This window comes from Pedobacter sp. Hv1 (assembly GCF_001412215.1).
Taxonomy (GTDB): domain Bacteria; phylum Bacteroidota; class Bacteroidia; order Sphingobacteriales; family Sphingobacteriaceae; genus Pedobacter.
In genome coordinates, this window is record NZ_LLWP01000008.1 from 175,468 (window position 1) to 202,447 (window position 26,980).

21 protein-coding genes are annotated in these 26,980 nt (G+C 35.4%); 10 read left to right on the forward strand and 11 right to left on the reverse strand.

What is annotated here, in order from left to right; genetic code table 11:
* Nucleotides 1-137: 137 nt before the first annotated feature.
* From AQF98_RS15060 to AQF98_RS15075, 4 genes are all read right to left on the reverse strand, one after another.
* Nucleotides 138-1,196 (reverse strand): serine hydrolase, encoded by a 1,059-nt coding sequence (locus tag AQF98_RS15060; protein WP_055132783.1) that lies wholly within the window; start codon nucleotides 1,194-1,196, stop codon nucleotides 138-140.
* Nucleotides 1,197-1,386: 190 nt separating this feature from the next.
* Complete coding sequence (locus AQF98_RS15065; RefSeq protein ID WP_055132784.1) at nucleotides 1,387-2,853, reverse strand: serine hydrolase; 1,467 nt, start codon at nucleotides 2,851-2,853, stop codon at nucleotides 1,387-1,389.
* A 190-nt stretch (nucleotides 2,854-3,043) separates the two neighbouring features.
* Nucleotides 3,044-4,513 (reverse strand): serine hydrolase, encoded by a 1,470-nt coding sequence (locus AQF98_RS15070; protein ID WP_055132785.1) that lies wholly within the window; start codon nucleotides 4,511-4,513, stop codon nucleotides 3,044-3,046.
* Between the two features lie 153 nt (nucleotides 4,514-4,666).
* Nucleotides 4,667-5,806: an AraC family transcriptional regulator gene (locus tag AQF98_RS15075; protein WP_055132786.1), complete on the reverse strand. Its 1,140-nt coding sequence runs from the start codon at nucleotides 5,804-5,806 to the stop codon at nucleotides 4,667-4,669.
* A 161-nt stretch (nucleotides 5,807-5,967) separates the two neighbouring features.
* On the opposite strand from AQF98_RS15075, the gene AQF98_RS22175 reads away from it, so the two are divergent.
* Nucleotides 5,968-6,114 (forward strand): hypothetical protein, encoded by a 147-nt coding sequence (locus AQF98_RS22175; RefSeq protein WP_161805877.1) that lies wholly within the window; start codon nucleotides 5,968-5,970, stop codon nucleotides 6,112-6,114.
* A gap of 65 nt (nucleotides 6,115-6,179) precedes the next feature.
* Here AQF98_RS22175 and AQF98_RS15080 read toward each other — a convergent pair whose 3' ends face one another.
* The 4 genes from AQF98_RS15080 to AQF98_RS15095 all read right to left on the reverse strand — a co-directional run bounded on the left by AQF98_RS15080 (nucleotide 6,180) and on the right by AQF98_RS15095 (nucleotide 9,878).
* Nucleotides 6,180-6,611: a heme-binding protein gene (locus AQF98_RS15080; RefSeq protein WP_055132787.1), complete on the reverse strand. Its 432-nt coding sequence runs from the start codon at nucleotides 6,609-6,611 to the stop codon at nucleotides 6,180-6,182.
* 53 nt (nucleotides 6,612-6,664) lie between these two features.
* Nucleotides 6,665-6,961, reverse strand: a complete 297-nt coding sequence (locus tag AQF98_RS15085; RefSeq protein WP_055132788.1) for a hypothetical protein — start codon at nucleotides 6,959-6,961, stop codon at nucleotides 6,665-6,667.
* 377 nt (nucleotides 6,962-7,338) lie between these two features.
* Nucleotides 7,339-9,246, reverse strand: a complete 1,908-nt coding sequence (locus tag AQF98_RS15090; RefSeq protein ID WP_055132789.1) for a sensor histidine kinase — start codon at nucleotides 9,244-9,246, stop codon at nucleotides 7,339-7,341.
* Entirely contained in the window at nucleotides 9,246-9,878 is a 633-nt protein-coding gene (locus AQF98_RS15095; RefSeq protein ID WP_055132790.1) for a response regulator transcription factor, read from the reverse strand. The genes AQF98_RS15090 and AQF98_RS15095 overlap by 1 nt, the downstream gene beginning before the upstream one ends.
* A gap of 518 nt (nucleotides 9,879-10,396) precedes the next feature.
* Between AQF98_RS15095 and AQF98_RS15100 the strand changes: the two genes are divergently transcribed.
* From AQF98_RS15100 to AQF98_RS15145, 9 genes are all read left to right on the forward strand, one after another.
* Nucleotides 10,397-11,356, forward strand: a complete 960-nt coding sequence (locus AQF98_RS15100; protein WP_055132791.1) for a hypothetical protein — start codon at nucleotides 10,397-10,399, stop codon at nucleotides 11,354-11,356.
* A gap of 16 nt (nucleotides 11,357-11,372) precedes the next feature.
* The gene (locus AQF98_RS15105; RefSeq protein ID WP_055132792.1) at nucleotides 11,373-12,176 is read left to right on the forward strand and encodes a hypothetical protein; all 804 of its coding nucleotides are present in this window, start codon (nucleotides 11,373-11,375) and stop codon (nucleotides 12,174-12,176) included.
* 127 nt (nucleotides 12,177-12,303) lie between these two features.
* The gene (locus tag AQF98_RS15110; RefSeq protein WP_055132793.1) at nucleotides 12,304-13,686 is read left to right on the forward strand and encodes an ImmA/IrrE family metallo-endopeptidase; all 1,383 of its coding nucleotides are present in this window, start codon (nucleotides 12,304-12,306) and stop codon (nucleotides 13,684-13,686) included.
* Between the two features lie 54 nt (nucleotides 13,687-13,740).
* Nucleotides 13,741-13,965, forward strand: a complete 225-nt coding sequence (locus AQF98_RS15115; protein ID WP_055132794.1) for a hypothetical protein — start codon at nucleotides 13,741-13,743, stop codon at nucleotides 13,963-13,965.
* A gap of 878 nt (nucleotides 13,966-14,843) precedes the next feature.
* Nucleotides 14,844-16,265: an ATP-binding protein gene (locus tag AQF98_RS15125; protein ID WP_055132796.1), complete on the forward strand. Its 1,422-nt coding sequence runs from the start codon at nucleotides 14,844-14,846 to the stop codon at nucleotides 16,263-16,265.
* Nucleotides 16,252-18,918: a Z1 domain-containing protein gene (locus AQF98_RS15130; protein WP_055132797.1), complete on the forward strand. Its 2,667-nt coding sequence runs from the start codon at nucleotides 16,252-16,254 to the stop codon at nucleotides 18,916-18,918. Before AQF98_RS15125 ends, AQF98_RS15130 begins: the two co-directional genes overlap by 14 nt.
* Nucleotides 18,911-19,855 carry a PD-(D/E)XK motif protein gene (locus AQF98_RS15135; RefSeq protein WP_055132798.1) on the forward strand — a complete coding sequence of 315 codons (945 nt, stop codon included), beginning with the start codon at nucleotides 18,911-18,913 and terminating at the stop codon, nucleotides 19,853-19,855. Before AQF98_RS15130 ends, AQF98_RS15135 begins: the two co-directional genes overlap by 8 nt.
* An 11-nt stretch (nucleotides 19,856-19,866) precedes the next feature.
* Nucleotides 19,867-21,915, forward strand: a complete 2,049-nt coding sequence (locus AQF98_RS15140) for an AIPR family protein (RefSeq protein WP_055132799.1) — start codon at nucleotides 19,867-19,869, stop codon at nucleotides 21,913-21,915.
* Between the two features lie 118 nt (nucleotides 21,916-22,033).
* Nucleotides 22,034-23,095: a DNA cytosine methyltransferase gene (locus AQF98_RS15145; protein ID WP_055132800.1), complete on the forward strand. Its 1,062-nt coding sequence runs from the start codon at nucleotides 22,034-22,036 to the stop codon at nucleotides 23,093-23,095.
* On the opposite strand, the gene AQF98_RS15150 is transcribed toward AQF98_RS15145, so the two are convergent.
* From AQF98_RS15150 to AQF98_RS15160, 3 genes are read right to left on the reverse strand one after another with little or no spacing between them, the layout of a single operon-like run.
* Nucleotides 23,084-24,052 carry a hypothetical protein gene (locus tag AQF98_RS15150; RefSeq protein ID WP_055132801.1) on the reverse strand — a complete coding sequence of 323 codons (969 nt, stop codon included), beginning with the start codon at nucleotides 24,050-24,052 and terminating at the stop codon, nucleotides 23,084-23,086. The genes AQF98_RS15145 and AQF98_RS15150 overlap by 12 nt on opposite strands.
* 1 nt (nucleotide 24,053) lies before the next feature.
* Nucleotides 24,054-25,844: a hypothetical protein gene (locus AQF98_RS15155; RefSeq protein ID WP_055132802.1), complete on the reverse strand. Its 1,791-nt coding sequence runs from the start codon at nucleotides 25,842-25,844 to the stop codon at nucleotides 24,054-24,056.
* Nucleotides 25,841-26,896, reverse strand: a complete 1,056-nt coding sequence (locus tag AQF98_RS15160; RefSeq protein ID WP_152969734.1) for a hypothetical protein — start codon at nucleotides 26,894-26,896, stop codon at nucleotides 25,841-25,843. The genes AQF98_RS15155 and AQF98_RS15160 overlap by 4 nt, the downstream gene beginning before the upstream one ends.
* Between the last annotated feature and the right edge of the window lie 84 nt (nucleotides 26,897-26,980).

Consider the following 26,980-nt stretch of genomic DNA (forward strand, 5'->3'; position numbering starts at 1 on the left):
GTTTTGTTCAGCGTGTCAATTTACTTTGTTTAAAATGTCAACTCGCTACAACAGGTTGAATCAATTAACCCCTGCTCGCCAAAAATAATTATTGGCAAACAGGGGTTAATCAGGTATAGTGTTACCCAGTGGTTGATTTATTTCAAAACAGTACCATAAATTTTATTCAACAAATCTTGTCTCATTTTTGAGTTTCTTTGATCTAGTAGGATAATGGCACCCCAATTTTTAGCCCTATTGTAAAATATAATTGAAGATTGTCCCATAGAATCTCCAGATTTTAGGTAAACGGTGTTTTGATCATCCACCATCACGTTAAAACCTAATCCCATTTCTCTTTTGTCATCTTTATAGTAGATTTTTTCTGCAATGATGGATGCTTTACCTACTGTAGTCTCTTTATTCAAAACTGCTTTTAAATAGGTAACCATATCAGCAGCGTTAGATTTTACCAATCCGGCAGGTGCGGTAACATTCCAGTTGAAGAATTCCTGAATGCCACCTTCTGGATTGTGAGCTGTCGTTATATTTTTTACATTGAAATCTTTGGTCAATGTACTTGTCATTTTTAACGGTTGGAATATTTTCTCTCTAATAATTTGATCATAACTCTTGCCATATACTGTTTCTAATATTTGTCCAAGCAAAGTATAGCCAATCGTAGAATAACGAAATTTACCATAATCCTTTAGTTCTGTACAGTTGTTGATGATAGCAGTTAATGTTTCTTGAGTTACATTACTTACAGGCTGTTGTGGATTTAACTCTATTAATTTCGCAAAATCGATATCAGGCAAACCAGATTGATGAGAGCCTAAGTCTGAAATTTTGATCTTGTTTTTAAGATTTGGATGTAACACATACGCCTTAGGAAGGAAGCCATCAATAAAATCATCGGTTTTTATTTTATGCTCCACAACTGCTTGTCCTATTAAATTTGAAGTTAAAATTTTAGTGATCGATGCAATTTCGAAGATCGAATTCTTATCGATTTTCGCTTGGCTGGTTGCATTCAAATTACCATAAGCAGTATAGTATGCTTCCTTATTTTGGATAAAGCCAACGCTAATACCAACGTTTGGATTTTTTTGATAATTATCTTTGATGATGGAATCGATCTTTTTAAAAATGCCTTGTCCAAAAGAAAAGTTACTGATGAATAATAGAGCGGCTAAGAGTTTGAATGAAGTTTTCATGATATCGAATTTTAAGTTAAAAATTATTACTCTGCAAACATGCGGAAGAAACTGGTGCTGTGCGACCGAATAAACGTAGTCGAACCCATTTGTTTCAAAAAATAAGTACGCATCATTACAAAGACAAGTACGAGTAATTACAAATTACTGTATTACAACATTTTGCAATACAGTAATTGATTTATTGTGGTTATTTTTCTTTTCGAGTTACTGGGATTTGAACAGTTAAATGATCTCTTGTTATAACAACAGATTTTGGTTGGCCGTTGCTGAAATCGAATTTTAATCGGTTGGGATAATCTACAATTCTAAATGATCCATCTTTTAGATAAAGTAACTCATTCTCATTTTTTCCTTTCAAGAAATCTAATAACGGAGACTCAACATAAAGACGATTATTCTTTTCTACAATTTTGGTATCCATTCCCTGTCCGTATAAGAAATCGTTATAAGTTCCGATCAGTTGTTTTTTTAAACTCAATGGTATTTCCTGAATATCTTCATTGGTTTTTTTATTCCAGCCCATTAGTGTAAGGATCTTTACTCTAGTATTATTCATCACTGGAAAACGATTAGGTTTTTCGCCATTGGCTAGATATACTACACCATTACCATCTGTCATAGAAGCCAAAACATTGCCCCCAACTCCAGTATTAGAACCATTACATGAAAACCAATCGTAGTTGTTGTAACCAAAAGATTTTTGCCACCCGTAGCTCCATCCGCCTACAGCATTTTTTAAAGCGCTTACTGCTGTTATTTTTTTAGCAATATCATGAGAGATCACCTTGTTATTCTTATTGCGTAAAGCATTTTGTATTTCAATAGCAATTTTAGCCAAATCAGTTGGTGTAGACCATAAGCCAGATGGCCCAACTTGAGGTGTAATTGGTAAACCATTCCTGATCACTTTTCCTTTTTCATCATGAACAAGCGCCACATTAGTTAGAAATCCCTTTTCATCAGGCTGTATCATTGTGGTGTTTTTCAAGCCAAGAGGCGAAAAAATGTATTTTGCTGCAAGCTCGGCAATAGGCTTGTTCAAAGTATCCTCTAATGCCATTTGGATAATTACATATCCACCTCCACTGTATTGCCAGTTTGTTCCTGGGGCGAATAAGAAATCAATTTCTTTATTGTATCTCGGTATTTTACCTAAAAGACTTTGTTTTAACGTTGGAATGGTATCTCCTTCATAATAGTCCTCAAAGCCCTCTTGCGTTGTACCAGCGGTATGATTAAGAAATTGTCTCCAAGTTGGGCTGTTGTGCTCCGTAAACTTACTTTTTGGCAAATGCCAACGTTTTAAATATTTGTCTATTGGATCATCTAAATTAATCAACCCTTTCTCTTCAAGCATATAGCAAAGCAGTGCGGTAATTGGTTTTGCAATAGATGCTGTAGAAAAAGCGGTGTTTTCATCTATCTTTTCGTTTGAACTTGTTGATTTTACACCAAATTGGTTAGTATAAACGATTTTGTAGTTTTCAAAAACAACAACACTAAACCCCGGAAGCTTGTGTTTGACTAATTGTTGTTCAATATTTAAACTGTCTGTAAGAAAGCTAAGGTCTCTTTTTGTAGACAATGCTTTTTTGTTGGTTTGACAACTCGAAACTGTTAAGAGAAGGAGGAGTAAATAAAGCGTACTTTTCATGGTGTCGTTTATTAGGTTAAAAATTATTTCTATGCAAACATGCCGAAGAAACTGATGCTATGCGACCGAATAGACGTAGTCGAACGCATTTGTTTGAAAAAACAAGTACAAGTAATTAAGCAGACGAGTACGAGTAATTACAAACCACTGCATTACAACACCTTGCAATGCAGTGTTCGATCTGTTGATGTTATTTTTCTTTATTGATGATTGGGATTTGAATAGCTAACTGATCTCTTGTTAATACAACAGCATTTAGCTTTCCATTGCTGAACTCCAATTTTAATAAGTTGGGATAATCTATAATTTTAAATAATCCATTTTTCAGATACAGCAACTCATTTTCATTCTTCCCCTTAAATACTTCCAAAAATGGAGATTCAACATAGAGACGGTTATTCTTTTCTACAATTTTGGTATCCATTCCCTGTCCATAAAGGAAATCATCGTAAGTTCCGATCAGTTGCTTTTTTAAACTCAAAGGCATTTCCTGAATGTTGTTATGAGGTACTTTTTTGTTCCAGTTCATCAGCGTCAACAGCTTTATCCGAACTTGGTTGATCACAGGAATACGATTAGGTTTTTCGCCATTTGCAAGAATTACAAAGCCATTCCCATCGGTCATCGTTGCAAAAATACTACCACCAACCCCAGTATTGGAGCCGCTACACATAAACCAATCGTAGTTGTTGTAACCAACAGACTTTTGCCATCCATAAGCCCAGCCACCAACAGCATTTTTCAAAGCGCTTACTTTCGTTACTTCTTTAGCGATACGATGAGAAATTACTTTGTTATTTTTATTGCGCAAGGCATTTTGTATCTCAATGGTAAGTTTAGCTAAATCTGTTGGGGTAGACCATACTCCAGATGCGCCAACTTGTGGTGTAATTGGCAGACCTTTTTTAATCACTTTTCCATCTTTATCGTGAACTGAAGCAACATTAGTCAAAAACCCAGTTTGATTAGGCTGTCTCATGGTGGTGTGCTTTAAGCCAAGTGGCGAGAAAAGGTATTCTGCTGCAAGTTCTGCAATAGATTTATTTAAAGTATCTTCTAATGCCATTTGTACAATTACGTAACCACCGCCACTGTATTCAAAACTGCTTCCTGGTGTAAACAAGAATTCAATTTCCTTATTGTATCTTGGTATTTGCCCTAATAAACTTTGTTTAATTGTTGGAATGGTATCTCCTTCATAATAGTCTGCAAATCCACCTTGATTTGTACCAGAGGTATGGTTAAAGAATTGTCTCCAAGTTGGGCTATTATGCTCCGTAAACTTACTTTTAGGCAAGTGCCAACGTTTTAAATATTTGTCTATTGGATCATCTAAATTAATTAAGCCTTTCTCTTCAAGTATATGGCAAAGCAATGCGGTAATTGGTTTTGTAATTGATGCTACAGAAAAAGCAGTGTTTTCGTCTATTTTCTCTTTAGCATTCATTGATTTCAATCCCACTTGGCTCGAATACACAATTTGATAGTTTTCAAAAACAACAAGGCTAGCTCCCGGAAGCTTGTATTTTGCTAATTGTTGTTCAAGATGTAAACTATCGGTTAGAAAGTTATAATCTGCCTTTTTCGACAAAACTTTATGGCTTGTTTGGCAACTCGAAACTGTTAAGAGAAGGATCAGTAAATAAAGCGTACTTTTCATGGTATCGTTTTTTAGGTTAAAAAATTATGACGATACAAACATGGGGAAGAAATTAAGGCTATGCGACCGAATAGACGTAGTCGAACGCATTTGTTTGAAAAAACAAGTAGGAGTTATTAAAAAGACAAGTACGAGTAATTACAAAAATTTGTTTTACAGACTTTTACGATAAATAGTTGGGGTTTTACCCGTATGCTTTTTAAAGGCTGTATTAAAAGAAGATTTTGAATTAAAACCTACATGATATAGAATTTCTAAAATAGTTAGCTTACTTTTTGTCACATCTTTTAAAATATCCATGGCACTTTCTATCCGATAGGCATTCACAAAATCGTAAAAATGTTGTTCTAATTTATGGTTAATTAAAAGTGATAAGTCTCTAACAGGAACCCTAATGTGCTTGGAAACCTCTTGAATGGTTAAAGCAGGATTAAGAAATGGTTTTTCTTCGACCATATACTGCTGCAATTTCGATAACTCTTCATTGTACTCTTTTTCAGCTACGGCTACTTGCTCATTATTTTTTTCTTCTAAAATAAGATCCGAAACCAATTTTAATTTCGAGTCTACACTTCTGAATAAATCGGGATGATTTAATGCCTTATATAAATACCAACAAATCATAAACAGGTTAAATACCGATATGCCAACCCTTATCCATTCAGAGATATAAGGATAATCAGAAAATTTAAACGCATTTTTTAAAATGGCAGTTAAATATAAAAAGGTGAGTATGCTTGTAAACTGAAATAACCACTGGTAAGCATTAATGCTGGCTCCTGCATAATTTTCTAAATAGAGCTTTTTTGCTCTTCTTAATAACATAAAAATAGCCACAAAATAGACCACTATTTGAACAAGAATAAGCAAATGGGTAAACTGCAGCTCAATCATATCTTGGCGATTGACAATAAAATTAATTTTAGAAGCCGCATCTACGGCATAAAAACGAGGTAACAACACAGCATTAACCATTAAAAATGGCAGCAGATGAAGTAGATATTTGGCTTTAAGCTTGAAATCGGCATAACAAACAGATAAAACATACAGGTAAAAAACAGGAACCTGTAAGAAAGCAAATGTAGTTCTGAACATTCCCATATTTGAGGGGCCTTCACTAACTAAATTAAATAAAGGATGACTAAGATCTATAGCATTTACCAATAGAAAAACAGCAAATAACACATTGCTGATCTTATGTTTGGTTTTAACCGTAAGCAGAAAAAATGCAAGAAATAGTGAAATGAATAAAGAGACTACTGTTACAATAACTAATAAATTGATTTGATCCATTCCTTTTTATCCGTCGTTTATTTTAGAAATTTGTTTTTAGCTTACAAATAATGACTCGCAGCTTTAAGCTATGCTTTATCCATTCATTTTGTGGGACGAATTTAGCTAATTTTTATAATTATTTCTGATTTGGTCATCATCAATTTGAAGACATTGACCAAGTGGAATTAAACAAACTGGCCTATCTAATTGACCTCTATTTGCATGATCATGATAGTCAAACAAATACCTTTTACATTGTCTGTATCAACAATGTAGTATTGATGGGAAGAAGTAGAATGGATGAGGTATTGATCAAACATCAATAGATGTTATAACAAGTAAAGCTAACGATGTCTTAATTAATTTATAACCTAAAATTGCGCTTTTATCTTCAGCTCAGCTGCTCAATTCCCTGGTCAAGCTGAAAGAGGATCCTGGCACCCGAATCTGCAATATCCCTATCCTGATCAGGGCTACCTCCAGAGGATGCGATAACGCCGATAACCTTACCTTCTATATTTTTGATCATTGCCGTGCCCGCAATGTAAAGTGCACTTTTCTTGAATTCTAGCATCCTTTGTGCGTGGATACCAGTCCTTACGGCTATCGCTTCGAGTCTATCATCAACTACATCAAACATCATTGCTGTTTTTGCTTTCTTAACAGCAAAATCAATCATTTCCACATCCTTGTCTAATCTTGCAAAAGCAACCAGATAGCCATTGCTATCTACCACCGCAATGCTTGCCGAAATACCCAATAGCCCTGCTTTTTCTATCGAGGCACCTATTGCCTTTATCGCCTGAGGATAAGTGATATTCATGTTTGCTGTTTTGTGTAGTCATAATCGGCATTGATAATGCGATTAGTTTTTTATCATCCAAGTTGCAGCTGTTCTGGTTCTTCAATATCTTTCTGATCTGCTGAAGCCCCAACCAACCAATTGTCTTCCTGTCCGTCGTCCTCATTTAGGCACTCCAGGTGCAATTTCAACTGCCGCTTCCCTATAATGTCCAATAGTTCGGTTACGCCATAATAATCAATAGCATCTATAATATCTACATTTTCCAGCAGTTCCTGAACTTCTACTCCATTAACAACAATACCTAAACAGTAGGCCTTGGTGGCTGGATCAATATGGACCGATTTGGCATTTTTTATCTTCAAACGCATCTTTATTTTTCAGTTTGTCTTCTTTTAAATAAATGTCATCCAAATCGAGCTGATTAAAAATCATCCAAATGTTATAGACTTCTCTTTTCCTTAACATGTCCATGTGGACATCACAGTTAAAATTTCCCCTATTGTAATGTGCTGTCCAACATGGCCAATATTTTCCATCTCATACCCTCCAAATTCACCTCTCTTTCAAAACTTAAAAGTAACTCCTCTTCTACAAAATGAGCGCAGACTTTAAGCATTACAGCAACAACATGTTACCGTAGGTATACAAATAGCAAAAATTTGCTACTGCTGTCAGAAACGAATAAGCTATCTTAAAGTCGACATGTGCCAAATGGCAAAAGGAATTGAGACGATAAATCGTTACTTTACTGTTTGTTAGATGATGATGAGGTTAATGGTATGGATACGATGATTTCAGTGCCTTTTGCATCTGAATGTATTTTAGTCTCACCGTTTAAGGATTGAACCCGGCGCCGAATAGATTGCAAGCCCATAGTTGCTTTCCCATTTCTGAGTTTCTTTTCATCTAGCCCTATCCCATCATCATGGATAGTTAATACGAGGCCATCTTCCTCATAAATCAGGATACTCACATTTTTAGCTTTGGCATGTTTGATAATATTGGTAATTGCTTCTTGGATGATACGGAGAAAAGCAATTCGGATATCCATGCCAACACCTGTTAATGAACCATCGTCAATGTGAATAGTTTTGTGGTAGCGGCTATCGGGCAGCGAACTGTCTGTAAGTAGTTTGATCTGCTTTTCAAAAGACTGTTCTTGTTGGTTATCAGCTGCACTGAACCACTCATGGCTTTTATTTCGGGCTACCGTATAAGCATGTGCTGCTTCCTCCTGAAGCATATTCAATTTGTTTTTTAAGGCCATATCAGTGGTATCCATCAATAACACCTCCAATTGATACCTAATGGCAGCAATGGATGATGAAAGACCATCATGAAGGTCTTGCCCAAGTCTTTGTTGTTCTTCTCTTACTGCCTGATGTTTTGCCTCCTCCATGGCAATGATTTGCATATTAGCAGTGTTGTTGAGTGCCGCGATCTGAGATTTTGCTTTCTTACTTCGGTTAAGCATGATCAAATAAATACTCAGCACAACAATAACGGCAGAAAATGAAACAGTCAGCAACCAAAAATTTCGTTGGACATTTTCCTCACTTAACACCTTGTTATCATCTTGTATGGCATTGTACTTTACATAATCACTGATAAATTTTTTCGACTTTTCCCATTCTGCAGACATGGCCTTTTCCAATTCCAGATGAACTTTGATAATCTCGTCTTTATTGCCCAGTTGATTTGCAACTTCTAAGGCATTATTTAAAATATAGATTTCTAAAGACCTGTCTCCACTTTGCTGTGCCAATTCATAGGCCTGATATAAATAATCAAGTGCTATTTTAGGCTTGTTATCGTAATATCCGCTCATCAAAAAGAGCGAATTGACCTCTAATCTTGAGCTGCCAATACGTTTTGAATCTGATATCAATTGCTTGATAAGGAGTAATGTTTTGTGTTTTTGTCCATTTAAAATTAACAAACGTACTTGCCAAAGCCGAATAAAGATCAGCATGGACTCATCCTTATAACGATTTGCAATTCCCCTAGATTTGTTAAGGTAGTAGTTGATGCTATCTGTAGAAAGATTTGAATTTCGGTTACAGTAGTTCATATATACCTCTGCCATGATGCTATCCTTTTTTAGTTTTACTCCAGTCTGGATCGTCTTTTGCAAAAGCGATATAATCTTTGTCCTTTCAGAAATGCCCTTGTTCAGCACTTCAGCCATGTCTAAATATATTCGAATAATTTTCTCTTTATCTTCAGATTCTTGGTAATATGGCAATATTTTACCGAGTAAATTCAGCGATTCTGCATATAACCCTCTCCTAAAAAAAGCATAAGCGATCAATTGATTGGCATCTGCTTGGCCTTTCGGGTAATGTAAGCTCGTTGCGATACGTTTGGCCTTTACTCCATAATAAAAGCAGCTATCTGTATTATTGCTACGGTAAAGTGTTCCCAGCTCGTTTAAACTGTTAACCAGGTTAATACTGTCTTTGATGAAAGGTAGCTCCTGTAGTTTCTGCTCAATCTGCTTACTTTGGCCGCAGGCAAAGTGAGCACTAAGGCAAAACAATAGAATGAGGACAGCGCAAGATATCGATTTTAGGAATTGCATAATTGAGGCCTTGATGAAAGAAACAATTGGATGTGGATTGGATATACAAGCATAAAAACCTCCTATTGGCATTAGATCAATTCCTGATCACGGGCATACAACAATAATTCTGTAATGGAATTTACATTTACTTTTGACATCATCTTCCGCCGATGTGCCACAATTGTATGTTTGCTCAAATGCGCCTTCTCGGCGGTATGGGCAATGGATAGTCCCTGTGCAAAATACTGTAAGATTTCTAATTCTCTAGCAGTAAATGGCATTTTTTTGATGCGTTCTGTATGCTCAGCAATTTCGCTGATGATTGGGCAGATATATGGATTGCCCTGCGCTATTGTGGTTAGACATTGGAGTATGGTATCAAATCCAGATGATTTTGAGATAAATCCATGGGGCTTATAATCCAAAATATTAGTCACAGTTGTAGGGCTTATGGTAGAGCTCATTACAATGATACTGGTCTGTCGGCTCAAACGCCTCACCTCATTAATCAACGCAAGGCCATTTTCATTTTTCAGGTAATAATCCAAAAATAGGCAAATACGTGTTTTGGAGTGTTTGATGAGAAACTGTGTCAATTCTTTTTTATCATGAAGGGTATGAACGGCACTAAAAAGATCCAAACGTTCTATCAATGCCGAAAAAGAATCGGCAAATAAAAGGTGGTCATCGAAGACAATCGCAATGGTGTTGGTTTTCTCCATAAATTATTTACCTAATGTAGCAAAAGTATGGGATTAGATTACTCACAAGTAGCTGTGAATAACTAATTTCTATTTATGAATAGCCAATTTATGCTATTCATAAATTAGGTAATCGCATTTTTTTGCTATTGCATACTCTTGATAAATTTAGATAAGTTAGGATTGATCAGTTGAAGCAGAATAGAGAATGTACAGGTAAAACATCAAAAAGCTTTAAAAACAAGAAAGCCTTACAACTTTCGTTATAAGGCTTTTAATCTGCTTCTGAGACTGTGTGCTTTTCAAGAAATTTGTTGGATGATTTGAATACCATTTCAAAGATTGGAGAAAATCCTCTAGAATAATCTAATCAAATTTCAAAATAATAACAAAAATTGAAACTATTGTTTGGCGTAGACACACCAGAAAATTTCGCTTGCAGAAAAGTAGATAAGCGGACGTGTGGTGAAGCTGATGTTGAACACAAGGATGTGTTTGTAATTGCTTAGCTTTGATTTAGGATTAATTATATCAAAATATTGCGAACTGAATTAGATATACATCAGGTTAATGCAACCATTGCCGAGCTTAAAAGACTTGATTTGAAGACTGCGACACGGGATCAAATCTATCAGTTACTGAGTAGGCTTTATGGGCATATCGGTGTTACAAGAAAGCTTGAAAAAGGACGTTTTGTTCAGCGTGGTGTGTTCATAGGATCGGAAGAGGATTTCCCCAAAGAGGTTCAACGGATTTCCTTCAATCCAAAGGGTTCGGCAATGGGCCGATGTAATTTTGATGGGAATTCGATGTTTTATGGATGCATCTCATCCAATGTTCTGGAAGGGTACATTAACTGCGGCTTTGAATTACTGCCATTGTCCAATGAGGAAGTAAAAGACCTGCCGCCGATCCGGGAACATCGGGTAATTGTTGGCAATTGGATTTTGTCAGAGGAAACAGAATTCGTGAGCATCGGAAGCAGAAGCTACCTAACACACCTGAATACAGATGTACAGCATCGAAATGAACTTTTTTACAAAATAATCAGCCCGTACCAGCAATCGATGTTGAGCTTTTATGCGATAGATAAATTTATCGCTGATGAATTCAGCAAACCAGTTCCTAAAAATGAGCCTTGGTTGTATAAGATTTCAGCCACCTATGTAGATATGATAAAGGCAAACGGTCATAAGGGCTTGATTTATCCAAGCGTAAAATCAAATGGTGCAGGAATGAATATCATTATTTTTCCGGAGTTTGTCACCAATGGGCTGATCACTTTTGAAAGATGTGTATACGGCATATTTTACGTGCGGGAGAAGGAAGTGGGGAACGAATGGTTGATGAAGGCTAAAGCGAACGATGGGAAACTGGTTTGGAAGGATGAATATGGAAGGATGCCAACTCCATTGAGAAACTTCTACAAAGGTATTTCGGATATAAATCCAGCTGAGGGCAAAATCAAGATGTTGGATCTTGGTAATTCTCCATCCTGAATGCATACCTTTATTCATGGAATCAAAGAAAGCTCCTAAGAACAAGCCGTTTCCCGATGCACTGATCAAACAATGGGAAAAGAATGATGGCGTAGATTTCGCTATCGCACTGGCCCGGATAACGGGCTGGATTCTCCAGGTGGACTGGTTGTGTTCGCGTGAAGATGATGATGTACATGATATGGTACCTTTGCGTGTTTATGTAGAGACCAATAGAGATGTCGTATTTGATTTCACTGGTAAAAAGAGTATGATGGCTTTTCATAAGTATACCATTATGCCTATCGCTTCAAAACGGCTTAAAAATGGTTTACAAAATAAGGCGACCAGAAGTTATACCGAGCAGGAACTGCGTGAAATGCCTTTGCGGGTTAGGGCAAGTGATTACGGAATAGAAAAGGCGACCCAAGCTATTTTAGCCAACTCTGCATATTTGGCATTGATACCCAAACGTGAAAACAGTTATATCTCCGGCCATGACGCCGTTCTATTCTCACAAGGCAACTGTGTTCCATTTGCAGACGCTGTTCAACAATTGACAAGTCTACCTGCTGTAGGTATAGAGGTTTCAGCATATTCGGAAGAATGCGGAAGTCAACTGGGGTTTTGTCATGCGGTGATCTTGCATCCAGATGGGACAGTTGAAGATTCCTGGGGTGTGCAGCCTTTATCGGTTATTTTAGAACGGTTTTACATCAAAGATTACCAGATAAGCCCTCAGATTTTTGAAGATGCAAAACAAAGACATATTCGAGAAAATCCGGATCGCTACATGCATGCTTATAAAAAAGCAGTATCGCTTTTAACGCCATACCGATAATAGACTCATTTCAGCTTTCCAGCATTCGCATCTTATTTAGCACTAATACCCACCTGTTGATAAGTTGATTATAGAAGTTTTTAAAGAACTTCCTAACTTTATCATATTCTGTTACTTATCGATAAAAATGAACAATACAAATACAGTTGCCAGAGGAAATAAATTTGAAGATGAAGTTTATGACTTTATCAAAAAGGAATTTGATGCTTTGAAATTTGGCGTGTTACCCACCTGCTGTAGATTCTTCAAGAAGAAAAAATATTACTCTTCAAGACTGGATTCGTATATCGAATTTGATATAAGCATTGAGGTATGGCTGGAAGACGCCAATGAATATTCGTTTCTCTACCTTTTGGAATGCAAGGATTATGCAACTTCGATTCCTGGTAGCGATATCAGTGAATTTATTACAAACGTCGAAATGGTTGCCGGCATGAACGTTAAACCGATCATCATAAGTACCACTAGGCTTCAAGAACGGGCAATGCGATTAGCAACAGAAAGAAAATTAATGTGGATATTGATTGAGAAAGGAAAACACACAACCAAGCTTCACAATTCAAGAAAAAGTAACAACTTCCAACTTCAAGATGCAGACATAAGGTTGTTGAAGCAAGAACTTGAGCATATCAATTCATTAAGGCAGTTGGAATTGAATGAAGAAGTGACACACCAAGATTGGGATGAGATTTTAAAGAAATTTCTCGAGGGGGCTCTTTCAGGAAATTTAACTGGTGGACAGGATTCTGACATAGGTTTAAGGCATCTTTCTGGAGAGATAATCAAAAATATTGCCAACCGTATTTTGGATAAGTTCGATCCGAACATCAGAGAGAAATTTTTAGCTCTAGATGATGAAGCTTTTGTGGAACATTTAACAAAAGAATATGGTATAACAATAGTTCATTCTACTATTGATCAACCCAGAGACAGAGAAGTTTTGGGGTATTACGACTGTGCCCAAAAACAAATTACCATCGATCTCAAAGTAGTCGGAACAGACAGGTATATGTTTGTACTCACACACGAAGCTTCCCACTATTTTCTACATTCTAATCTTTCTATTGACCAAACAAGTTATGATGGCATGCAAGACTCGTTGTTAAATCCGCAGACCAATCGGCATGAACTGGTAAATGATAGGAACTGGATTGAGTGGCAGGCAAATTACCTTGCAGTTTGTTTGCTTATACCAGATTTGAGCCTACAGGTTCGATTGCGACTATTCCAATTGGGCAAGGGATATGGCAATCTGGGAAGAATATTTGCAGACAACACTCCTGACAGTAGGCAAAAGCTTAAGCTTACCCTACATCACTTGAGTGGATATTTTGGTGTAAGCGAACTGAATATTGAATATCGATTAGCTGGCATCGGGATGTTGCGGTATTCGAAATATTATCGCAAAGAGTCACTCCCGATCCATGTTAGCGCATCAAGTGCGCAGCCGATTGGACAAATTTTATATAGAGCATTGATGGAATTGGAAGCACGTTCTGGGACTTCATAAGCTAAATTCAACTCCAGACAGACACCATATCTGATTACTTGTTAATCCAAAATTATGTCTGTTATTAACGCTCGACTTTCTGGCCATCTTCGTAATGTAAAAGAAAACTACCCTTTTGCTCTTGTTTTTGATAAGGAACGAATTATCGCTACAGAAGAATGGTCAGCAGAGGAGCTCTCTTTCATCGAACTTTTCGCAGAGCTTAACTATGCATTTATTTCGGGGCTACATCAAGCCTATAAAACCTTGCAAACACAGGATTTAGCAACCAAGGATTAAATGATTTAAGGAAAGTTTCTCCATTAAATGGCAATGAAATTCTCTCGGTTGTTAATAAGGGATTGGTGATAGATGAAGGAAAGAAAAAAGCTTTCGTGGGTGCGGGTTTCATGATGAGACTAGTATTCGATCATTTAACACCTACTATAGAACTGGCGAATAGGTTGGCCATTCTTGATGACGGGAAGTAGTTTATTAATGTAGAAAAAGAATTCCATTAAAAACAAGAAAGCCTTACCGGACATGGTAAGGCTTGTTCTTGCATTGGCTCCCTCTGCTGGGCTCGAACCAGCGACCCTCTGATTAACAGGTGGACGCCCCCCACGTTCTAACAATATATTTATCAAACAGTTACGGTAATTTTAAAAATCTCTGTAACGTATTTGTAACGGTTTTTATTTTTGTTAATTAAAGATACGGCTTTTTATTTAAGAATAAAATGCCATCCTCCATATATGAAGAAGATTAGCTAAATCCGAATGTAAAAGCATACAGAGTGCAGTAAATTTATAGGGATTTTACGGTAGCAACGAGGTTGAGATGAACAAACCACGGCATTCGAAAAGCCTGTTTCCAATTTAATTTAGAACAGGAAAAATCATACTGATTATAGAATATGTATGGCGTATTTGCCTTTAATATCCTTAAATATGCCTTGCTGCAACGTGCCAATGGTCTAATTGCAATTAACTTAAATTCATCCATGCTACCGAGAGTTTGTTCGTTAAAGTTAGTTTTTACCCTAAATAAATATAGTACAGCTAAAAACATCCACTAACTTAATAAAATACAGGCAAACTATTGATGCAAGTATTAACAGTATCAGTTAAAATAATACTATTTTTAGATTATTAATTAAAAGATTTCTCTCTCAAAAAATGCCAAAGACTGAACTCGTTAATCCTAATGTTGGAAATTTTATTGAATCTATCCGAGATATAGGTTATTCTTTTGAGGTAGCTGTTGCTGACCTTATCGATAATAGTCTTACTGCAGGGTGCTTGAATATTAAAATCGTTACCATACCCCAACCTGATCTAATATTTGCAATGCTTGATGATGGATTTGGAATGTCTGAAGTGGAGCTATTAGAAGCGATGAGACTAGCATCCAAACACCCTCGTGAAGTCAGAACTAAGACAGATCTTGGACGATTTGGATTAGGACTTAAAACCGCATCCTTTTCCCAGTGTAAAAAACTAACTGTCATTTCAAAAAAAAATAACTCTGTAGTTGCTAGACAATGGGATATCGATTATATATCCGAAAAAAATGCTTGGCTACTCATTAATCCAGATAAAATTGACCATTATCCATTTTATGAAGACCTTTTAAACTTAAACAGTGGAACCCTCGTTTGTTGGGAAAACGTCGATAGATGTGAAAAAAATGGTTTTTCTAACGTTATTGATAAGTTAAGAAAACATCTATCTCTAGTATTTCATAAATATTTGGAAGGATCAGAAACTTCAAAATCGGTAAAAATATTTGTTAATCAGAATCCACTTATCCCATTTAATCCATTTAATCTTAACCATTCGGCTACACAGCAACTTGCCTTGGAAAAAATTAAATTGTATGGAACAACTATTCTAGTCCAGCCTTATATTTTACCCCATCACTCGAAGCTGTCACAGCAAGAATACGAATTATATGCAACTGAAGATGGCTACATTAAATCTCAGGGATTCTATTTATATAGAGAGAATCGAATTCTAATTTATGGTACTTGGTGGGGGCTTCACAAATCTTTAGATGCACACAAACTTGTTAGAATTAAGGTTGATATCCCAAATAGCATCGATACTTATTGGGGTATAGATATCAAAAAATCTATTGCAAGGCCTTCCGAGGAAATAAAAAATGATTTGCGCCGTATCATTGGACAATCAACAGAAAAAGGATCGAGACCATTTACAGGTAGAGGTCGAAAGATTGAAAATAAAAACATAGTACATTTCTGGGAAATTCTTCCGCTAAATGATGAATTCCGTTTCGCAGTGAATCATGAGCATCCATTTTACAAGGAGTTGTCTTCTAGCCTTACTCCTGAAAATCTTGATAAATTAAACTATTATTTAAAAGGACTGGAAGCATATCTTCCATTAGAGGCAATTCAATTTAAGCTTCAAAAAAGTCCTCATTTGGTTAAGCAACAATCTGCATTTTCTGAAGAGGACATTGTTGAGCTGACTAAAAAATTAATAGATGCAGGTCTTTCACAAGAATATATAAATGAACTTTTGAAAACCGAATTATACAACGATCGCAAAAACCTACTTCAAAATGGACACAATTAGCTATCAAGCAATAAAGGAAAATATACATAATAAGCTTGTTAAAGTGACAGGAGCCCTTGCTCATGACAAAATTGAGGAAGAAATCACTAAAATAAGAAAGGTCATCGCAACAGTAGGCACTGAAACATTTGCAGATATACTTTCTATAGAAAAATATTCAGATCTATCAGAAAGTGATTGGAATAGATTAACACGAGAATTTGAAATTCATTTCAACGTTAAGTTACCAAATGGAACACTGATTCAAGGAGATGAGCAACAAGAACGCGACACAGTTTGGTGGTCAACTCTTCATAAGCAAAAATCAGAAAAATATTATTGGAATAGATATGCAAGTTTTCTAGAAACAACACTTCCACCGGATGTAGTGAAGACAATAGATGAAGATACTGATGTAGTCATGGATAATCTGGAGAATCCATCGTCATCTGTATTCTCTCGCTATGGCATGGTAGTCGGCCATGTACAATCAGGCAAGACCGGCAACTATGCAGCAATAGTTTGTAAAGCCGCCGATGCAGGTTATAAATTTATTGTTGTTATTGCTGGAGACAAAAACAACCTCAGAAACCAAACTCAAGAACGACTAAATGAAGCATTCATTGGACAATCAAAAGGGATACAGGTGGGCGCTGGCAAAGGAAACTCTAGTCATGAAAAGTTACCTTATAGCCTAACAACGGTAGAAAAAGACTTCAATAAACATGATGCAGATAAGGTAGCCCAAGGTTTAAATTTCGACAATATCAGCGTGCCGATACTTCTTGTTATAAAGAAAAACTCCGGAACTCTAAAAAATGTAATTGATTGGCTACAGAAGCAATACGTGAACAAGATTGTGAAACATGCAATGTTAGTAATCGATGATGAATCTGATTATGCATCCATTAATACAAAGGAAGAAGATGATCCAACTCAAATAAATAAAAAACTTCGCATTCTTCTAAGCCTATTCCAAAAGAGCGCTTACGTCGCTTTTACGGCTACACCTTATGCGAATATTTTTATTGATCATAATGCTGAAAATACGGAATTAGGAAGAGATCTTTTTCCAAAGGATTTTATTTATGCGCTCGATGCTCCCACAAACTACTTTGGGGCAAGAAAGATTTTTCTCGACAATAACAGGAAACACTTAGTTGCAATCAATGATTGGAGAAATTTACTTCCGTTGAACCATAAAAAAGATTTAAGTATCGATGCTCTGCCTGAAAGTTTATTAAAAGCTATAAGACTTTTTCTTTTAGTTGTCGGCATTCGAGCACTGAGGGGACAAGAAAACAAGCATAATAGTATGCTCATTCATGCTTCAAGATTTACGGATGTCCATAAAATGATTGCAAAGTTAGCTGGAGCTTATGTTTCATTAGTCAGAAAGGATATAACATCATATGGAAAACTTGATAATGCACTAGAACAAAGTATACACCTACAGAACTTAAAGAGTACGCTATTTGATGTTTATCCAGAAATAGAATTTAGTTGGTCAGAAGTTTTAAAAAGTCTAGTTAAAATCATCGATTCAGTCATTATCAGGGAAGTGCATCAGAAAACGACGCTCCCTTTGGTGTATAGAAATGATATTGTTACCAATGCGATAGTTATTGGAGGGACAAGTCTTGCAAGAGGTTTTACAGTGGAGGGTCTAAGTATCAGTTATTTCTTGAGAAGTACAGTTTTTTGGGACACCTTGCTTCAAATGGGTAGATGGTTCGGATATAGGCCAGGGTATGAAGATTTATGCAAAATTTTTATGTCTGCTGAAAGAATTGATGATTTTTCAGAAATTATTAAATCTACGGAAGATCTTTACCAAGATTTTAAATTAATGGCCGAAAAGGGCATGACTCCTAATGACTTCGGACTGGCTGTTCAAGAAAATCCTGATAGTGCATTACAGGTAACTGCCAGAAACAAGCAAAATCATGTCACAGAATATATTCATTCTCTCAAGCTTGATGGAAGACTAAAAGAAACCAGTCGACTTAGAAGTGACCCTAATGATATTGAGAAAAATGTTCAATTGGTCAAAAATCTGATTGATGCTTTGCCAAACCCAGAACCAATTGAAGGTAGCTTCATATGGAGAAAAGTTGATCGATCGGTTGTTGGAAGTTTTTTAAAAAATTTCAAGACTTTTGAAAACGATAGGTTGGGACTCACATCAAGAATGCCATTGCCATTCATAGAAAAGTTTACAGAAGAACGTGAAACGTTATGGGATATTTCATTGCATAATGGTATTGGAAGCGAGTTTCAATATAAGGAAATCAAAGTTAAAAGAGAGACTAGACAGTTCTCATATAAAGATGACGGTTATTTTGAAATTCAGAATCGACAGGTATCATCTGGTTCATCTGAATCAATTGCTATATTAGATCCCGAACTAAGAAAAACTTACGGTCCGGACCGAGGTTTAACTCGTAGAAATATGGAACGTCCACTTTTGATGATACATATCATAGAACCTACATTCAAAAAGGATGGCATACCAACTTCGAATTTTGACAGTATAACCGAAATGATTGCCATTGGAACAAGCTTTCCCGGAGACGTTACAACGAAAGAAGATATCGTAAGGCTAAAAATTAATACTGTTTATTATCAAAATTTATTAAAAGACCTTGAATTAGATCAGATTTCAGATGACTGACCAACTTAATAATCCATGGAACAATATGTTCATCTCCAGTGGAAGACGGATAGACACTGAAACAAATCACAATATTTTCTGGATATTGGATGATGGTGGTCGAGCTGGTATAAGAATAAACTTCAAAACCATCCCTGCGGAATTTGAGGATGTTGGAAAGTTCAGTGGAATTTCTATGATTATTAGACATTTGACAGATTTTGACGATGAGTTATATCTAATTTTGAATAATTCTTCCGACAAGGAAATCTTCCATACACTATGTTTAAACCTTATAAGTATTGCTGTATCTATCAGAGACGAAACTCAACTGTTTATTGCAATTTTGAAAAGATTGAAACACTGGCAACGATTTTTGAGCCAGGTTGCTTCAAAGATGTTATCAGAACAAGTTCAGATGGGATTATATGGGGAACTAATCTTTTTAATAGAATGCGTTATGCCAATTATGAGTGATAAAGATGCATTGCTTTCTTGGGTAGGCCCTGATTTTCATAAACAGGATTTTTCATTTGAAAATAGCTTGGTAGAAATAAAAACATTTATATCATCAAATGGACCTTTCATAAAAATCTCATCAATGCATCAGTTAATATTTGAACTAAAACCCTTAACACTTGTAGTTTATGGGCTTACTAAAAATAATACTGGCCGATCTATAATCGATTTGATAAAGGAAATAAAGAATAAATTTACAGACAATCATTATTTACTAGATATATTTGAAAGTAAGCTTGCCTTGTACGGTTATCTTGATGGCATTTCTGAAGAGCCATTTTTTAAGTATTTCACTGATACCAAAAAGGCATTCAAAGTCAATAGTGAATTTCCAAAAATTACCCCAAAAGAAATCGCTAATCAGATTGTAGCACTCCAATATACCATTGATCTTTCTAAATGTTCTATTTTTGAAACAAACATTAACGCAACTTTTTAACTCACCATCCCATGGCAATATTAGATGAATTTCACGAAGATTTTATTCAATCAGTTCTAATAGATGCAGAATCAAGGAGTCTGTTCAAGGCTCAGTCATTTTTTGAAATTGTCTGTGAAGATCTTGTCAGTGTTGGTGACTTGACCACTAACTATACACCTGCAGAATATATTAAAAGAGGTTTGGAGGCATACGGCTATGATTATGATGAAGAAAGAAAAATTCTTACCATTCTTAACCATCAATTCTATCAAGACGATACGATTCAGACACTTACAAAAGGTCAGATAGAGACTAAATTCAGTCGATTGAAAGCATTTTTTAATAAGTGCACTGAACAACTTTACAGTGAAATGGAAGAAACATCTGAAGCATATTCAATGGCTTATAACATCTTCAGATACTTTGAAAGGAAACAGCTAAATAAAGTTAGGCTTATGGTACTAACTGACGGTAAAGCAACAAGAAATCTCCTTGAACTTCCTGCCGAAAGCATCAAAGATATACAGTTTGATTTCCGAGTTGTGGATATTGAGTATTTACATAATATTTATGAGTCGGAAACTAAATCTGCAGTTTCAGATATTGAAATTGATCTTCCGTGCCTTAAGATTAACGATGATAAAAATAGCTACCAATCATATCTAGCAGTGATAAGTGGTGACCTTTTGGTTGATATTTATGAGGAGAATGGACAGAAGCTTTTTGAGCAAAATGTACGCACATTTCTCCAGTTCAAGGGAAATGTCAATAAGGGGCTTAGAAATACAATTGAATATAATCCCGAAATGTTCTTTGCTTATAACAACGGCATAACTGCCACAGCAGAATCAGTAGAAATATCAAATGACGGAAGGCTTAAAAAAATTCGAAATTTCCAGATTGTAAATGGAGGGCAGACCACCTCCGCTATTTACGCTGCTAAAATGACGTCAAAGCTTGATGTTTCCAAAGTTGCCGTCCAGATGAAACTTTCAGTGGTAAAAAGCACACAAAATCAAGATGAATTTGTATCAAAGGTTGCCGAATACGCAAATACGCAAAATAAAATAAATAATTCGGATTTTTTCTCAAATAGTCCTTTCCATAAAGATATGAAGGAATACTCTACCAGAATATTTGCTCCTGCAACTGGGGGCGCACAAAAAAGAACCCATTGGTTTTATGAGCGAGTTCGAGGTGAATATTTAAATAGTCAGGCATACCTTAAAGCTGCTGAAAAAGCAAAATTCTTACTAGAAAATCCTAAAAATCAGGTTGTAGACAAAACACTCCTTTCAAAGACAGAAATTATGTGGCGCGGTAGGCCTGATATTGTATCTAAGGGGGCGCAGGAAGCGTTTAAAAAATTTGCTGATGAAATTACTGAAACCTTGGAAAAGGATAATCTAGCAATAACCGAAGTTTATTTTAAAGATGCGATTTGCAGGGTTATTCTATTTAGGACTGTAGAGAGAATGGTTTCAGCTGCACCATGGTATGATGGGGGATTCCGAGCTCAGACAGTAGCATATACTATATCTTATCTATCTGAACTCACACAAGCCTCTGGATTTGAACTTAATTTTGATCTTATATGGGAACTTCAGGAAATCCCACAATCACTTGTTGAGATGCTAAAACTTATCTCTGAAAAAGTGTACCATAAAGTAACTCATCCTGCACCAGGCTATGCTAACATCACACAGTGGACTAAAAATTCTATGTGCTGGAGTGCCGTTAAGGAAATTGACATTGAATTCCCTATTGAAGACCCTCGTCTGTTTATCCACAGGGAAGATAAAAAATATAAGGCAAAAGAAAGTAAAGGTGTCAAAGCGGTAGACAAAGGTATTGATAATCAAATCTTTGTTCTTAAGGTTATTACCAAAGATTGGAATACTTTGCTCAATTATTATAAAAATTACAAAGGCATCAAAAATCTTAGCTCGATGCACCTTGACGTTTTAGAAAAGATGGCATCAAAAAAAATAACACTGCCCTCAGAAAAACAGTCAAAAATTTTATATCAAATCTTTGAAGGCGCACGTCAAGAAGGGGTATTACTTGATACAATCTGATTGGGTAAAAAAAACATTTTTTATTGTTGCCATATTTATTATTTTCACTGTTTGTTAGCGTTTTTCTTGTAAATATCAGAAATTTTTACTAACGGATTGATTATCAAATTATTACAACGTGAAAAAGTCTAAAAAAATTGGTATCGATATTTTCAGCGGAGCAGGTGGCCTGAGCTTAGGCGCAGAAAACGCTGGAATTTCCATTGGACTAGCTATAGAAAAAGACCCTTCCGCTGCAAAAACCTTTAGTAGAAATCATCCTGGAGTAAATATTCTGTGTAAAGATATCGGCGAAATCAAACCTTTAGAACACATCGAAAAAAATCCTTTCATTGTTTTCGGAGGCCCTCCTTGTCAAGGTTTTTCGTTGTCGAATACTAAAACTCGCACAGAATTTAATAAGAATAATTATTTATTTAATGAGTTTGTAAGATTTGTAAATGAGCTTCAACCAGAGTGGTTCTTGTTTGAAAATGTTGAAGGTATTACTACTTTCAATCGTGGGGAAACTGTAAAAGAAATAAAAGCCTGTTTCAAGGAAATCGGATATGAAACTACCGAAAAAGTTCTTTACGCATCTGATTATGGAGTTCCACAACATAGAAACCGTTTTATAATGGTGGGAAACCGTCTAGGAAAAACCTTTGAATTTCCTGCTAAGAGCAATCGTAGAATTAGTGTTGAAGATGCAATTTCAGATTTACCAGATCTCAATAATGGAGATAAGTTCGCTGATCTGCCTTACAAGAGACAGCTCTCAGAAGTTAGTCACTACGCTAAATCAATGAGGTTAAAATCAAATTCTGCTAGTCAAAACTTAGTATCTAAGAACGAAGACTATGTTATAGAACGATACAAACATATAAAACAGGGTCAAAATTGGCGAGCTATTCCTTCGGAAATGATGCAAAACTATGCTAACGTTAATAATTGCCATAGTGGGATTTACAAAAGATTAGATGCCTCAATCCCATCTGTTGTAATATCCAACTACAGAAAAAATATGTTAATTCATCCTTTTCAAGATAGAGGTCTTTCCGTAAGAGAAGCTGCAAGGTTACAGAGCTTCCCAGATCACTTTGTTTTCGAGGGAACTTTAATGCATGTACAGCAACAGATAGGTAACGCTGTACCTCCATTGCTAGCTGAGGCTATTTTTAAAAAGATATTAAGTTATTAATTCTTGTAAATTATAAGTTAAAAAGTAATTTGATCCTTCAGAATAAGCGTTAATATTGTACTGATTTGCTGAAGCATAGCAAATTTGTATATCATCATTCTTAAGGGCTGCAATTGCTACACCCATAGTTGAGATCTTATTATTTAGTGGAGAAATAACAATATTATATTGTTGTCCATATTTAGCATATAAACTGGTAATCTGATCTTGTGTCTCCTTAATATTTGTGCAGGAGAATTCGAATTGATCTAAAAGAATAGATGAGTTATTATTTGCAAGATGCTTATATTTCTCATTTGCAATCTGACTTAATTGTTCATTTATGGAGTCCTTACTAGATGCTTTTCCCAGAATTAGTTTATTAGGTTCAAAAGAATTGATTATTTCATCCGCCCTTTCTTCTTCAAATCCACTAAGAAGTATTAATAGAAGTTCTTTTGAAGGTAACTGCATCCCAGAAAACCCTAATACTGACCTTATATCTCTTATTCCTTTTGTTAACCAAATATTTTGATCTTTATCCGAATAGCTTTCAGCTGGTGTATAGACAAAAATCACCTCTAAATATTTTAAGAATAATTCGGCAGAAAGAAGTCTGATTAATATAAGTAAAACCTCTCTGGTAAAGGTAGTCATATCTATAACCACCTTATATTTATCTTTTGATACTGTATCAGAAAATTTTAAAAACAACTGATAAAACTTGTCGTAAGTTTCAAGTGGAGAGTTTTTAGGGTAATCTATTCTTGATAAAAAAGGAAGGTTTTTCTTCACTTCTTCTAAATTATCTTCGGATACTTTGTAGGTATCTTCAATATGAAAAATTACAGCCTCTTTTACTTGAGTTTTATCTAAATTGATTCCTAAGTACGTTGAACGGCTCTCAAAACCAGATGAACACAAGTAAAGATCTATAACTCCTAAATAGGTAACGATATTTTCTTTTTCTATTCTCATGTTATTCGAGTTCAGTTAGTAAACTTAGTTGCTGATCTTCGTCGCCATTAGAAAGTGTTTTGTTAGCTTCACGTTCAAATTTTAAAGGGTCAGTTAGGCTTATTTTTAACACACTACTGTTCATAAATTTGTAGCCTTTAAAACCAGCTGGATCCAATTTAAAATAAGGGGATAAAGTACGACTTAAAATATAAAGCCTACACCTACCTGTACCTTGTTTGTTCCCAATTGAACTTTTATGCAAATATCCATAATGTTCTGCAAGGTCAATTATTTCTTTTAATTCATTGTCGGGCATATCATTTAAGGCAACTGAAAAAACTATTCTTTCAGCTCTATCTGAAACAAATATTCTGTGGAACATTTGTCCAAGACCAATGATAAGATTATATAATTTATCTGCTTTACTTAAACGCTCATTCTCATTTTTATGTCCATGTTCCTCGATAACTTTTTGAAATTCATTTTCTAAAAAACTACTTGAGTATTCTTTAATTATGGAATCTTGAACCATTACGGGTATATGATCAATGTCTGGAATTTGAATTTCATTCCTAGAAATATGGTTCGAAAACATCCTGGTGGCCGGCTCTAGAAAATGACGTATAATACCAGATGAAACATCTACTAAATTATCGAAACCAGCATAGTTATAATGAGAACCTGCACGACTTCCCTTTAATCGCTTTACATACTCGGAAGTAGCATATCTCCTAGCGGCATCACCTCCCGCATAAGATTTATTTGGGTTTGAAAATTCAATTTTTAATTTAGCTTTAATCTCTTCGATTTCCTTCTCCTGGTCAGCGTCAAAAGGAAAAAAGTCAGTTGGAGCAATCTTTTTCTCCAAATATTTTTCAATACGTTTACTAACAATTCTTTCAATACGCTTATAATAGTTATTGTTGGGCGTTGTGTAGACAGTTGCTATGTTAACCTGTGAATAATCATGTGGTGAATCAATCGTTTTGTTTGTGACCGTTTTTAAGGTTTTATAATCTAATTGCGTAGATATCTTAATGCTGATATCTTTTGAGGTTCTATAAGAAACCCAAGTATTAAGAATTTTGGTTTGTGTTTCATTCAAATACCCAGCATCATCCACCAATAGAAAAATAGGCTTATCCTCAGGAAAAAATGAAAGTTTTTTAAGTTCCAAAAGTATTGGATATAAAAAATCTAAATAATTACATAAAGGACCATTATATTCTAAAGGCAAAGAGGGAGACAATGCCACCTTTTTGCAATAGGTCTTACATTTTAAAAAGATTTCATCCAGTATTTTGATTACTCTTTCAAAGTAGCTTACTGGATTATCAAATTCGACCTTATAATTTTCAATATCTTGACCAGAGATATCAACATACCATAAAAATGTATTGCAATAAAAATCTTTAATTTCAGCTAAGCACTTGTCAAAATCATCTTTATACTGTAGGATGCTTTTAAAACATTTAGATGCAACATACGTAGTTAAAAGGTGTTCATTAAAAAAAGTATTGGAACTATCTTTTAATCTATCCAGCTCTGGGTAATTAATATCTGTTAATTTTATTGGAGCATATAATGAAAAATAGTTGAGTTCATTAAGCCCACAATTCCTATCTATCTTTTGACAATCGGGCATCATGTACCTAAACATCATACTCTTTCCTGAACCCCTAGGACCATTTAAAAATGTATGACCAATTTCAGGCACTTGATAAAAATCGGTGAAGACATCAACGAATAACTCATGTACTTCTTTCGCAGAAATTCCTTCTGGCGTATTTACTTCAAAGGGATTTTTCATGCCGTCAGTATTTTTGCCTTAACTAAATTAGAGATATAATCGCCATCTATATGTTGCCCACCATGTAAAGTGAGACTTGCACATGCATCAAAAATATTTTGTTTGTCGAGACTTGGATAGCCATTTTCTTTTAGCTCGTAAGCAATAGGAGCTATAATCTCATCGTGATCAGACGAAGTAAGCAAGTGGATTTTTACTCGTACTTTATTAAATCTGCAAATTTCCGGGAGAAACCTGCCGCAATATAACGCTTCCAAAAAAGTTTTTTGGGTGCGCTTATATATTTCGGTGATCAGATATTCTTCAATAATACCACTCTTTGTTTGTTTAGGGTATTTATCAGTTAGGTATTTATCTTCAACATAAAAGCTTAATTGTATTTCCTTCTCGTTGAGATGAAGGCTATCTAAGCTTGCTGAATATAAATGGAAGATTTTACTTGTTTCTTCTATCTGATTTATTTCAAGGAGAAAATTAGAGGCTCGTGTTAAATCTTCTGCTAGTTCATCTCCCAACCGAAGGCACGCTGCTAAAAATTGCGGTCTAATTCTTTCATGAGATAGTGTATCTGAAGTTTGAAGTTTACCAATTGGATCATCTTGGCCGCCATGCGACCTCGCAATATTTCCAATAACCATTTTTTCTGAAGTGTTTAAGGCTTTTCCAGCATCGAATTTTGCTAGAATCTCCTTTCCCTTTTTTGCATGCTCAACCCTGCTTCCAATTAAGTGACCTGTATCATGTAATTGAATAGCCATTAGGAGAATGAAAATCTCATATGGTGAAATATAGAACTTATCAGTGCCAGGATTAAATGACGGATTTAAGCAACTAATAATCTTAGAAACCCTGTCAATAACCATTCTGATATGATCTACACCATGGTCATTGTAATAACCTGACTTTTCAATCTCTAAGATTTTCGTCTTAATTTCTGGATGAACATCCTTATCAAACGCATTTTTAAAAGTCTTGTAAATACAGAAATAATCCTTTTCATGCGGGAATACAGACTTGTCCGTAATTTTTAAAAATTCTTCTTCGATATTCACTATACTAAATTTAACAACCAGATAAGAAAAAAATAATCTTATCAGATATAAGTATGTCAAGTTTACAAAAAAAAATGGTTTTTC

Excerpts from the sequence above, each read along its gene's own strand:
- AQF98_RS15060 (WP_055132783.1), bottom strand. The coding sequence starts at position 1,196 with ATGAAAACTTCATTCAAACTCTTAGCCGCTCTATTATTCATCAGTAAC.
- AQF98_RS15065 (WP_055132784.1), bottom strand. The coding sequence starts at position 2,853 with ATGAAAAGTACGCTTTATTTACTCCTCCTTCTCTTAACAGTTTCGAGT.
- AQF98_RS15070 (WP_055132785.1), bottom strand. The coding sequence starts at position 4,513 with ATGAAAAGTACGCTTTATTTACTGATCCTTCTCTTAACAGTTTCGAGT.
- AQF98_RS15075 (WP_055132786.1), bottom strand. The coding sequence starts at position 5,806 with ATGGATCAAATCAATTTATTAGTTATTGTAACAGTAGTCTCTTTATTC.
- AQF98_RS15080 (WP_055132787.1), bottom strand. The coding sequence starts at position 6,611 with ATGAATATCACTTATCCTCAGGCGATAAAGGCAATAGGTGCCTCGATA.
- AQF98_RS15085 (WP_055132788.1), bottom strand. The coding sequence starts at position 6,961 with ATGCGTTTGAAGATAAAAAATGCCAAATCGGTCCATATTGATCCAGCC.
- AQF98_RS15090 (WP_055132789.1), bottom strand. The coding sequence starts at position 9,246 with ATGCCAATAGGAGGTTTTTATGCTTGTATATCCAATCCACATCCAATT.
- AQF98_RS15095 (WP_055132790.1), bottom strand. The coding sequence starts at position 9,878 with ATGGAGAAAACCAACACCATTGCGATTGTCTTCGATGACCACCTTTTA.
- AQF98_RS15105 (WP_055132792.1), top strand. The coding sequence starts at position 11,373 with ATGGAATCAAAGAAAGCTCCTAAGAACAAGCCGTTTCCCGATGCACTG.
- AQF98_RS15110 (WP_055132793.1), top strand. The coding sequence starts at position 12,304 with ATGAACAATACAAATACAGTTGCCAGAGGAAATAAATTTGAAGATGAA.
- AQF98_RS15115 (WP_055132794.1), top strand. The coding sequence starts at position 13,741 with ATGTCTGTTATTAACGCTCGACTTTCTGGCCATCTTCGTAATGTAAAA.
- AQF98_RS15125 (WP_055132796.1), top strand. The coding sequence starts at position 14,844 with ATGCCAAAGACTGAACTCGTTAATCCTAATGTTGGAAATTTTATTGAA.
- AQF98_RS15130 (WP_055132797.1), top strand. The coding sequence starts at position 16,252 with ATGGACACAATTAGCTATCAAGCAATAAAGGAAAATATACATAATAAG.
- AQF98_RS15135 (WP_055132798.1), top strand. The coding sequence starts at position 18,911 with ATGACTGACCAACTTAATAATCCATGGAACAATATGTTCATCTCCAGT.
- AQF98_RS15140 (WP_055132799.1), top strand. The coding sequence starts at position 19,867 with ATGGCAATATTAGATGAATTTCACGAAGATTTTATTCAATCAGTTCTA.
- AQF98_RS15150 (WP_055132801.1), bottom strand. The coding sequence starts at position 24,052 with ATGAGAATAGAAAAAGAAAATATCGTTACCTATTTAGGAGTTATAGAT.
- AQF98_RS15155 (WP_055132802.1), bottom strand. The coding sequence starts at position 25,844 with ATGAAAAATCCCTTTGAAGTAAATACGCCAGAAGGAATTTCTGCGAAA.